Source organism: Chromobacterium alticapitis (genome assembly GCF_002924365.1).
GTDB classification, from domain to species: Bacteria; Pseudomonadota; Gammaproteobacteria; order Burkholderiales; family Chromobacteriaceae; genus Chromobacterium; species Chromobacterium alticapitis.
Map to the genome: position 1 here is coordinate 1 of NZ_PQWB01000020.1, position 10,439 is coordinate 10,439.

The following is a 10,439-nucleotide window of genomic DNA, read 5'->3' on the forward strand; positions in this document are numbered from 1 at the left end:
TGCCTGACGCTGAAGCCGGAAGTGCTGATCTGCGACGAGTCGGTGTCGGCGCTGGACGTGTCGGTGCAGGCGCAGGTGCTGAACCTGCTGCAGGACCTGCAGGACGAATTCAAGCTGTCCTATCTGTTCATTTCGCACGATCTGGCGGTGGTGAAGCACATCTCGGACCAGGTGCTGGTGATGAACCAGGGCCAGGTGGTGGAGCAGGCGGACGCGGACGTGATCTACCGGGAGCCTAAGGACGGGTACACCAAGAAGCTGCTGGGAGCGATTCCGCAGGGCTGGAGCCCGACGCTGGCCATGGCCTGAGCGCAAGCCTGATCCGGATCAAAGCCAACCGGCCCGCGAGGGCCGGTTTTGTTTTGGGCGGCTCAGCTGTCGGCAAAGTTCATGGCCATGCTCCAGGCGGCCTGCTGGCTTACGCTATAGGAAACTTTGGCTTCGCCGCCGCCGTCGGTCACATCAAGCAGCCCGTTGCTCTCTTCCTGGCCTATCGTCAGTTGGTAAAATCCGTCCCCACCGTAGTCGTAATCGGGTCCGTCGGCAAAGATCACCCCCAGCATGAAGGCCGTGCCGGGTCCGGACCAATCTACGCTAAGTTGCGCCGATTGATCTGGCTCCAGGACGTAGCTGCGATGCAGCGGCTGATTGTTCAGCAGCAGAACCTGGTCATCCCAGTTGGGATCGCCGTCGATGTAGATATCCTGGCTGGAGTGGTTCTGCACGGTGACGATGGGTTGGCTCATGTCGCGCTCCTGGCGGTTGGCGCCTGGCCAAGCGCCAGGCTTGGCAATCATAGAAAAGCGCGTGGAGAGAAGAGCTGATCTTTAGGAGGGCGCTAGATCGAATCCTGTCCGGTCAGCCAGCAGCGCAACCACTCCGCCGCCGCGCCCAATGGCCGGTTGGCGGCCCATACCAGATCTACCGGCATGCGCTTGGGCCAGCCTGGCGCTTCCAGCTGCTTCAGTTCGCCGCCGCCGAAGCTCCTGACCAGCCAGCTGGGCAGTTCTGCCCAGCCCACGCCTAGCCGCGCCATGTCCAGCAGCATCAGATAGCTGGGCGCGTACCATTGGCGCTGGCCGGAACTGGCCGGCGTCTTGTCGCCATAGGTGTTGAGCCGCAACTGGCGATATTGGCCCAGCAGCGGCTCGTCCACGCGCGCAAGTCCAGCCAGTGGGTGGCGGTGGGCGGCGTACAGCGCCAGTTCGCTGGCGTCGCGCTGGCGCTGGCGGCGGATGTCAGGCGAATAGCGGTCCATCGCGCCGACCAGGCCCAGTTGCGCGCGGCCGGACAGGATCAGGTCCAGCACGTCTTCCTGCTCTCCTACCAGGCATTCCAGTTCCAGCATGGGATAGCGCTCCTCCAGTCGGCAGGCCACGCTTTCCAGCGTTTGCGACTGAAAGGTGTCGGACAGCACGATGGTCAGGCGAGTTTCCACGCCTGCGTTCAGATGGGCGGCTTGCTGCCGCAGCTCCTGGCTGGCCGCCATGATCTGCCGGGCTTGGGGCAGCAGCAGCCGGCCGGCGGCGGTCAGGGTGGGGGAGCGGGTGGCGCGGTCGAATAGCGCGCTGCCCAGGTCTATCTCCAGATTGGCGATGGCCTCGCTGATGGTGGACTGGCTCTTGCCCAGCCGTCTTGCCGCAGCGGAGAAGGAGCCCAGGTCGGCGGCGTAGACGAAGGCGGAGAGCGAGTCCAGGGAAAATGTCATATCGGATTTTCCGATGGTTGATATTTTTATAGTATCCGAACTTCCAATCATAATCGCGCTCATTACATTTTGCTTGCGGGAGAGTGTCCATGCATTCGACAGACAAAAAAGTGGGTGAACGCGTCTTGCACGCCGTGATGTACGAGGCTTGCGCGATGGCGATTCTGGTGCCGGCCTCGGCCTTGCTGATGCAGCGGAACGTGTGGCACATGGGCGTGCTGGCGCTGATGATGTCGACGGGCGCCATGTTGTGGAACATGGTGTTCAATATGTTGTTCGAGCGGCTGGAACGGCGCTTCAACTGGCAGCGCACAACCGGCATCCGCTGCCTGCACGCGCTGGGCTTCGAGGGCGGCCTGGTGGGCATACTGGTGCCGCTGGTAGCCTGGTGGATGGAGACCGGCTACTGGCAGGCTTTCATGCTGGAATTGGGCTTCCTCGCGTTCTTCCTACCATATACCTATGTGTTTAACTGGCTGTACGACCATCTGCGCGGCCGTTTGCTGGCGCGCCGCGGTTTGGCTGCGGCCATGGAGTGATAGATGAAAATCTGGCTGTTTCTGATGGGGGCCATCCTGTCCGAGGTGGTGGCCACTTCGGCCTTGAAGGCCTCCGATGGCTTCACCCGCTTGTGGCCTTCGCTGCTGACCGCTGGCGGCTATATGCTGGCTTTTTACCTGCTGTCCCAGACGCTGCGGCATATCCCGGTGGGCATAGCCTATGCTTTGTGGTCAGGCATCGGCATCGTGCTGATTTCGCTGATCGCCTGGCTGCTGTATGGCCAGAAACTGGATTTGCCGGCCATTATCGGCATGGCGCTGATCATCGCCGGCGTGGCGGTGATCAATCTGTTTTCCGGCAGTTCCGCCCACTGATCACGCTCTGCCGTACGCGATTGTCCCGTTCGCCTGTACAAGCGCATCTCATGTGCCAATATGGAATGGTTAAGCATGCATATTCGCACGCTTGACATGATTGAGCAGAATAACCGTATCGGGATGAGTCTGTGTTGAGAGCCGGCGGGTTTCAGGCGCCGGTTCAAGTGCAAGGCCAATGCCAGCAAGCCAGATGCGCCGTCAGAGCGCGATGCCGGAGACAGAGCCGGCGCGGCAGGCTGGCGCAGCGAGCAGCGCGGGGCTTCGCGCGGCCATGCACTTTGTGATGCCGACAGGACGCAGCCTGTAGACAGAGGCTTTCATGACCATATTGTCGGTCTGCGGAGTCAAGGGTGGCTGCGGCGCCAGCGCGATAACCGCGGCCTTGGCCTGGCACCGTCAGGAACAATCCAAATCCACCCTGGCCATCGATCTATGCCCGCATAATCTGCTGCGGCTGCATTTCGGCGTGCCCTGGAGCGATGAGGCGGGCTGGCATGCCAGCCTGTTGGCAGGCCGAGACTGGACCCAGGCGGCCTGGCGCATAGGCGGCGAGGCATTGATGCTGATGCCGCACGGTGATTTGCCGCGCGGCACGCCGCATGCCCCCGGCCTGCGCGCCGACTGGCTGCGGCGGGAACTGGCCGCGCTGGACCGGCCGGCGGACGATATGACGCTGCTGGACACGCCTTTGACGGAAGGCATGGGGCGCGAGCTGGCTTTCGCCGCCTGCAGCCATGTTCTGGCGGTGCTGCCGCCGGATCCCATCAGCAATGCGCTGGCCGCCAAGCTGGAGGCGGAGCTGCTGGAGCGCGGCATGGACCGCGGCCGCATCTTGTTCCTGATCAATCAGTTCGACCCGGCGCGCCGGCTGGACCGCGACGTGGAGCTGCTGCTGCGGCTGATGCTGGGCAGCCGGCTGGCGCCCTTGCCCGTGATGTGGGACGAGACCATGCGCGAGGCGCTGGCGGCAGGCTTGCCGGTAGCCGCGTTCGCGCCGGACAGCCAGGCGGTGGATGATTTGCGCCAACTGGCCCTGTGGTTGTCGGTGCGGCTGAGCGAGACTCAGAGCGAGGCCCTATGCTGACGCGCGCGCCATGGCCGGCTTACGCCGTCAGACTGAAGCTGCTGCATCCGGAGGATGCGCGGCGGCCATGGCTGTTTCTGCTGTCGCTGCTGTTCGTGACGCCCCCGCAAGGCTGGCTCAACTGGGGGCAGGGAGCGCGGCGCTACTTCCCTCATATTGATTTCGAACGTTTCGGCTGGGCCGATCCGCTGCGCATCCTGCTGCAATTGCTGTGGCTGGCGCTGATCGCCCAGCCCAGGCGCAATGACGGCGGCGGCGCGCTGGATAGCTGGCGCGCGGCGTGGCGCCGGCTGCGTGGCGGCCTGGCCTGGCTGCTCGCCGCGTTGCGCCGGGGCCTGGCATGGTTCGCCCAGCGCTATCCCGCGCTTTTCGACTACGAGCGGCTGCGGCGCTGGGAGGAGAGCCTGGCGGCCAATCCGTGGTGGGAAAGCGCGGCGATGCGCAGCCTGGTTTATCTTTCCGCGCTGGCGCTGGTGGCGATCTGCGTCACCACGCCGTTCGACGAGGGCTCGCAGGCGGCGTTCTCCGGCGTGCTGCTGCTGATCGCGCTGTGGGTGCGCCGGGTGCCGGGCCAGGTGACCACGCTGATCCTGATGGTGTTTTCCGCCGTGGTGTCCACCCGCTACGTATGGTGGCGCGTCACCAGCACGCTCAACGACGATACCTGGATGAACCTGACTTTCGGCCTGCTTTTGCTGTCGGCCGAGCTGTTCGCCTGGATCGTGCTGCTGCTGGGTTTCTTTCAGTCGTCCTGGGTGTTGCAGCGTCCGATCGAACCCTTGCCAGAAGACGAAAGCAAACTGCCCACAGTCGATGTGCTCATTCCCATCTACAACGAGCCGCTGCGAGTGTTGAGGCCGACGGTGATGGCGGCGCTGCGCATGGATTGGCCATTCGACAAGCTGCGCGTGCATGTGTTGGACGACGGCCGCCGCGAGGAGGTGCGCGAGTTCGCCAGCCGGATAGGCGCGAACTACATCACGCGCGAGGAACACAAGCATGCCAAGGCCGGCAATATCAACCACGCGCTGGGCGTGACGGACGGCGAATTCGTCGCGATCTTCGACTGCGACCACATTCCCACCCACAGCTTCCTGCGTTCGACCATGGGCGGTTTTCTCAAGGACGACCAGCTGTCTCTGGTGCAGACGCCGCACCATTTCTTTTCCGCCGACCCGTTCGAGCGCAATCTGGACACCCAGGGCAAGGTGCCGAACGAGGGCGAGCTGTTCTACGGCCGGGTGCAGGATGGCAATGATCTGTGGAACGCCACCTTCTTTTGCGGCTCCTGCGCGGTGCTCAGACGCACGCATCTGATGTCGGTGGGCGGCATCGCCACAGACACGGTGACCGAGGATGCCCATACCTCGCTAAAGCTGCACCGCAGCGGTTACCGTTCCGCCTACATCAACCGTGTGCAGGCGGCCGGCCTCGCCACAGAGAGCCTGTCCGCGCATATCGGCCAGCGCATCCGCTGGGCGCGCGGCATGGCGCAAATTTTCCGCTGCGACAATCCGCTGTTCGGCAAGGGGCTGACCTGGGCGCAGCGTCTGTGCTACTTGAACGCCATGCTGCACTTTCTGAATGGCATGCCGCGGCTGATTTTTCTGCTGTCGCCGCTGGCCTTCCTGTTTTTCCATGCCTACACCATCTACGCCCCGGCGTTGGGCATCGTGCTCTACGTGCTGCCGCATATGGTGTTTTCAGTTTTGTGCAACTCGCGCATGCATAGCCAGTTCCGCCGCTCGTTCTGGGGCGAGGTCTACGAAACCGTGCTGGCCTGCTACATCATTCCGCCGACTACCGTGGCGCTGCTGTTTCCGGGACTGGGCCGCTTCAATGTGACGGCCAAGGGCGGGGTGATGGAAGAGGACTACGTGGACTGGAGCATTTCCTGGCCTTACCTGGGCTTGCTGGCGGTGATTCTGGCCGGGATGGGGTTCGGCGCCTACCGGCTGTGGAATGGCTTGGCTTCGGAGGTGGGCACCGTCATCGTCAACCTGATCTGGGCCGGCTACAACGCCATGTTGCTGGGCGTGGCGCTGGCGGTGGCGCGGGAGCTGCGGCAGGTGCGGGTGACGCACCGGGTGCGAGCCAAACTGCCGGTCACTCTGCATTTGCCGGATGGCAGGGCGTGCCGTTGCCACACGCTGGACTATTCCGAGGGCGGCATGGCCTTGCAGCTGACCAGCCAGTCGCGGCTCAAGCTGCCGCGCGACACCGAGCTCGACCTGTCGTTGCGGGTGGAGGGGCGCAGCTACGCTTTTCCATGCAGGCTGGTTTTTTCCAAGGGAGACCGGCTCAGCGTGCGCTTCGTCGATCTGACGCTGCCGCAGCAGAGCGATCTGGTGCAATGCACCTTTGGCCGTTCCGACGCCTGGGAGGAAAGGGAGGAAAGGCAGGAAGAAGAGAGTCCGATGCGCAGCGCGGTGGACATCATGCGCTTCGGCTGGCACAGCCTGCGCGGGCTGTTGTTGCTGGTGCTGCCTTTGTCCTTGCGCGCGCGCTGGAGCGGTTTGCAGTGGCTGGCCAGCCTGCTGCCCCGGCCGCCGCAGCCGGTCAGGGAGTGAGCATGGGCGCGGCGAAACGGTTGCTGTGGCTGCTGGCGTTGTTCTCCGCGCTGTGGGCAGCGCCATGCCGCGCCGCGGACGACGCCAGCGCGCCGCAGGGCGAAGCCGCGCCTGCGCCATGGATCAGCACCCGCACTTTGAGTTTCAAGCAGATAGGCATCCATGCGCCCTTGAAGCTGCGCGGCGGCAACAGTGTGGCCACCGTCAGCTTCGGCAGCCGCACCGACGAACTGGTGACCGGCATCACCCTGCATTTGCGCTACACCTTCTCGCCGGCGCTGTTGACCGATCTGTCTCACATCCAAGTGATGCTGAACGACGAGATCGTCACCGTGCTGCCCTTCGCCAAGGGCGACGGAGGCAAACAGCTGGAGGCCACGCTGACGCTGAATCCGCGGCTATTGGCCGATTTCAACCGCCTGCAGTTCCGCTTGATCGGCCATTACACCAACCGTTGCGAAAACGAGGCGCACAGCAGCATTTGGGCCGAGATAAGCAATTTCAGCGATATGAAACTGACAGTGCAGGCATTGACGCTGGCGGACGACCTGACTTTCTTCCCCGAGCCGTTCTTCGACAAGCGCGACTTCTCCGTGCTGAAGCTGCCCATGGTGTTCGGCGCGCGGCCGTCGCTGGGCGCGCTGCGCGCGGCTGGCGAGCTGGCGTCCTGGTTCGGCGCGCAGGCCAGCTGGCGCGGCGCGCTTTTCCAGGCTTCGCTGGACAAGCTGCCGCCCGAGCAGCACGCCATCGTGTTCGCCAGCAACGAGGACAGGCCGTCCTTTTTGGCCAGCCTGCCGCCGGCGCAAGGGCCCATGCTGGCCGTCATGCCCCATCCGCTGCGGCCGGAGCGCAAGCTGCTGCTAGTGCTGGGGCGAGACGACGCCGACTTGCAGCTGGCGGTGCGGGCCATGGTGCTGGGCCAGGCCGGCATGACCGGCAGCCTGGTCAGCGTGCGCCAGGTCAAGCTGGTGGCGCCGCGTCTGCCTTACGACGCGCCTAACTGGGTCAGCTCGGCGCGTCCCACCCGGCTGGGCGACCTGGTGACGCAGCAGCAGGATTTAGAGGTGGTGGGCCAGCAACTGGCGCCGATCAAGGTCTCCTTCCGCGTGCCGGCCGACCTGTTCACCTGGGGCAGCCGCGGCATCCCGTTGAACTTGAAATTCCGTTATACCGGGCCGCAAAAGGCCAGCGACTCCCGGCTCAATATCGGCATCAACGACTTTTTCGTGCAGAGCCTGGCCTTGAAGGCCAGCGGCATAGGCGGCGTGGAAACCAGCCTGCGGTTGCCGGTGCTGGAAAATGGTCTCCTGAGCAATATCGACCAGATCCTGCTGCCGCCTTTCCGTGTCAGCAGCCGCAGCGAGATGCAGTTCCAGTTTACTTTCGCCGCGGACAAGCAGGGCGAGTGCAGCGGCGGCCTGGTGGACAATAACCGCGCCGAGATCGATCCGGATTCCACCATAGACTTCAGCCAGTACCCGCACTACGCGGAAATGCCCAATCTGGCGCTGTTCGCCAACTCCGCCTTCCCGTTCAGCCGGCTGGCGGATCTCTCCGACACCGTGGTGGCGATGCCGCCCCAGCCGGCGCGCGAGGACATCGGCGCCTATCTTTCCACGCTGGGCTTCATCGGCGCCGCCACCGGCTTTCCGGCGTTGCGCTTCCGCTTGGTGGGCGAGGAGCAACTGACGCCGGGGCTGGACGCGGATCTGCTGATCATAGGCGACTCCAAGCGGCTCAAACTGCTGCAAGCCTGGCGCAAGCTGCTGCCCACCGTGCTGGACGGCGACAACCGCCGCGTGGCGGACGGCCTGAACGAGCCGCAGGAGCGAGAGCTCAGCCTGAAGCTGCTCAGCAAGCGCGACAACCCGGTCAGCGGCGTGGCGGACTTCACCGCGCGCGGCAAGGTGGCCGCGCTGCTGGGGTTGGAGTCCCCGCTGAAGCAGGGCCGCAGCGCCATCATCGTCACCGCTACCAGCGCGGAAGCGATGGGCGAGGTATCGGACGCCTTGAGCGACGACGCCAAGCTGGCGCAGATGAGCGGCAGCGTGGCGCTGTTGCGCGGCGACGCGGTGGACAGCGAGCGCTTGGGGCCGGTCTATCACGTCGGCAGTCTGCCGCTGTGGGCTTGGCTCTGGCTGTATCTGTCCGGCCATCCGCTGTTGCTGGCCGGCTTGTCGGCCTTCGCGGTGCTGATCGCCGCGCTGGCCATTCTACGGATTTTCCGGATGCTGGCGGCGCGCCGGCTGCGGGAGTAGCGAAATGCGCTTGCCTGCATGGTGCGCCGGCCTGTTGTGCGCCTTGCCCTTGCTGGCGCAAGCGGAGGGCGGCGCTTGCGACGGCTGGCCGCAGTGGAGGGCTTTCAGCGGACATTTCCTGTCGCCGGACGGCCGGGTGATCGATCCGGGCCGCGAAGGTGGGCAAACCACCAGCGAAGGGCAGAGCTACGGGCTGTTCTTCGCTCTGGTCGCCAATGATAGGCAGGCTTTCGAGCGCATGCTGGCGTGGACGCGAGACAATCTGGCGGCGGGCGATCTGGCGGCGCGGCTGCCGGCCTGGCTATGGGGACGCAAGAAGGACGGCAGCTGGGGCGTGCTGGACGACAACAGCGCGGCCGACTCCGACATGTGGATAGCCTACGATCTGCTGGAGGCGGGCAGGCTATGGCGGGAACCGCGCTATGCCGCGCTGGGCCGGCAACTGGCGCTGCGGATCCTGGAGGGCGAAACCGCCGATTTGCCCGGCTTGGGGCCGACGCTGCTGCCCGGCCGAGTGGGCTTCCATCATGGCGGCGAGGCCAGGCTCAACCCCAGCTATCTCCCGCCGCAACTGGTGGCGCGGCTCGGCGACGCCCTGCCGGACACCGGCTGGGGCGGTTTGCGCCATAGCACGGCGCGCGTGCTGCTGGGCGGCGCGCCGGCGGGGTTCGCGCCGGACTGGCTGGCCTACCATCCGGGCAAGGGCCTGGCGTTGGACGAGGAGAGCAAGGCGCAGGGCAGCTATGGCGCCATCCGCGTCTACCTGTGGGCCGGCATGCTGGCGCCGGACGCGCCGCTGCGGGCGGAACTGCTGCAGCGTTACCGGCCCATGGCGCATCGCGTGGCGCAAAGCGGCGAGCCGCCGGAGCAGGTGGACAGTCGCAATGGCCAGGCCGCAGGCAGCGGTCCGGCCGGCTTTTCCGCCGCCATGCTGCCCATGCTGCAGGCTTTGGGCGATCAGGCGGCGTTGCAGGCGCAGTTGCGCCGGATAGCGTCCATGCCGGAGCGGCCCGATGCCTATTACGACCACGTGCTGATGCTGTTCGGCCTGGGCTGGCAGCAGGCGCGCTACCGTTTTGCCGCCAATGGCGCGGTGTTGCCCGCCTGGGAGGGCGCATGTCCCGCATCGCACACGGCATCGCCCTGAGTCTGCTGGCTGGTCCGCTGTTCGCGGCAGCGGTCGATCCTGGACCGGAACTGCTGCGCCAGGCCAGGCAGTGGCAGGAGCTGGGCCGGCCGTTGGAGGCGCAGCAGGCAATCGAACGTTTGTTGCGGCTGAGTCCGGGGCCTTCGCCGCTGAACGCGGAGGGGCTGACGCTGCAGGCCCTCGGCGAATTGCAACTGAAGCAGGACAAGCTGGCCGCGCAGACGCTGGCGAAGCTGCGCGCGCTATATCCCGGCCATCCAGGCATAGATCGGGTGGAGCAGATGCGGCGGGTGCTGGGGGCGGGGCGGGGCAAGCTGCTGCGCGCGCACGAGCTGTTCGCCATCGGCAAAGTGGAGGAGGCCTACGCCGCCTTCAACGAGGTTTACCAGGGACGGCCGCCGGATGGCGCGCTGGCGCTGGAGTACTGGCAAGTCACGGCCCGCATGCCGGGCGGCTGGGAGCGCGCGCGGGCCGAACTACAGGCCATCGTCAACCGCAGCCCATCCAATCACGAGGCCAGGCTGGCGCTGGCCAACCTCTATCTATTGCACCCGCCGGCGCCGCGCGCGGTGCTGGACGAATTGAAAGCGTTGAGCGGATTCGACGACAGCCGCGGCGCGGCGCTGGCGCAGTGGCGGCGGGCGCTGCTGCAGGTGGACCAAGGCTGGCCGCGCGCCGATTATCTGGACTACCTGGAGCGGGCGCCGGACGACGCCACCGTCCGCGCCAAGATGGACGACGTAGAGGCCAATCGGCAGCGCCAGCGGGCTTTGCTGGCGGACCCGGCTTACCGG

9 protein-coding genes and 1 pseudogene are annotated in these 10,439 nt (G+C 65.5%); 8 read left to right on the top strand and 2 right to left on the bottom strand.

Annotated elements, in window-relative coordinates:
• A pseudogene (locus C2I19_RS22790) lies at positions 1-309 on the top strand (ABC transporter ATP-binding protein); the annotation flags it as partial.
• Between the two features lie 62 nt (positions 310-371).
• Here C2I19_RS22790 and C2I19_RS06100 read toward each other — a convergent pair.
• Together C2I19_RS06100 and C2I19_RS06105 are read right to left on the bottom strand one after the other, a co-directional pair.
• A complete protein-coding gene (locus tag C2I19_RS06100; protein WP_146056751.1) occupies positions 372-746 on the bottom strand; it encodes a hypothetical protein in 375 nt (124 codons plus the stop codon).
• 92 nt (positions 747-838) lie between these two features.
• Entirely contained in the window at positions 839-1,708 is an 870-nt protein-coding gene (locus tag C2I19_RS06105) for a LysR family transcriptional regulator (RefSeq protein WP_103901833.1), read from the bottom strand.
• Positions 1,709-1,797: 89 nt separating this feature from the next.
• Here C2I19_RS06105 and C2I19_RS06110 point away from each other — a divergent pair, with 89 nt between their 5' ends.
• The 7 genes from C2I19_RS06110 to C2I19_RS06140 form a co-directional block, all read left to right on the top strand.
• A complete protein-coding gene (locus C2I19_RS06110; RefSeq protein WP_103901834.1) occupies positions 1,798-2,247 on the top strand; it encodes a multidrug/biocide efflux PACE transporter in 450 nt (149 codons plus the stop codon).
• Positions 2,248-2,250: 3 nt separating this feature from the next.
• On the top strand, positions 2,251-2,583 hold the full coding sequence (locus C2I19_RS06115) for an SMR family transporter (RefSeq protein ID WP_103901835.1): 333 nt from the start codon (positions 2,251-2,253) through the stop codon (positions 2,581-2,583).
• 322 nt (positions 2,584-2,905) lie between these two features.
• Entirely contained in the window at positions 2,906-3,670 is a 765-nt protein-coding gene (gene bcsQ, locus C2I19_RS06120) for a cellulose biosynthesis protein BcsQ (RefSeq protein ID WP_103901836.1), read from the top strand.
• The gene (gene bcsA, locus C2I19_RS06125) at positions 3,664-6,240 is read left to right on the top strand and encodes a UDP-forming cellulose synthase catalytic subunit (protein WP_233201117.1); all 2,577 of its coding nucleotides are present in this window, start codon (positions 3,664-3,666) and stop codon (positions 6,238-6,240) included. Before bcsQ ends, bcsA begins: the two co-directional genes overlap by 7 nt.
• A gap of 2 nt (positions 6,241-6,242) precedes the next feature.
• Positions 6,243-8,498 carry a cellulose biosynthesis cyclic di-GMP-binding regulatory protein BcsB gene (gene bcsB, locus C2I19_RS06130; RefSeq protein WP_103901837.1) on the top strand — a complete coding sequence of 752 codons (2,256 nt, stop codon included), beginning with the start codon at positions 6,243-6,245 and terminating at the stop codon, positions 8,496-8,498.
• A 4-nt stretch (positions 8,499-8,502) separates the two neighbouring features.
• Positions 8,503-9,645 (top strand): cellulose synthase complex periplasmic endoglucanase BcsZ, encoded by a 1,143-nt coding sequence (gene bcsZ, locus C2I19_RS06135; RefSeq protein ID WP_103901838.1) that lies wholly within the window; start codon positions 8,503-8,505, stop codon positions 9,643-9,645.
• A partial coding sequence (locus tag C2I19_RS06140) for a hypothetical protein (protein ID WP_199181094.1) occupies positions 9,615-10,439 on the top strand: 825 nt, incomplete at its 3' end. The genes bcsZ and C2I19_RS06140, both read left to right, overlap by 31 nt.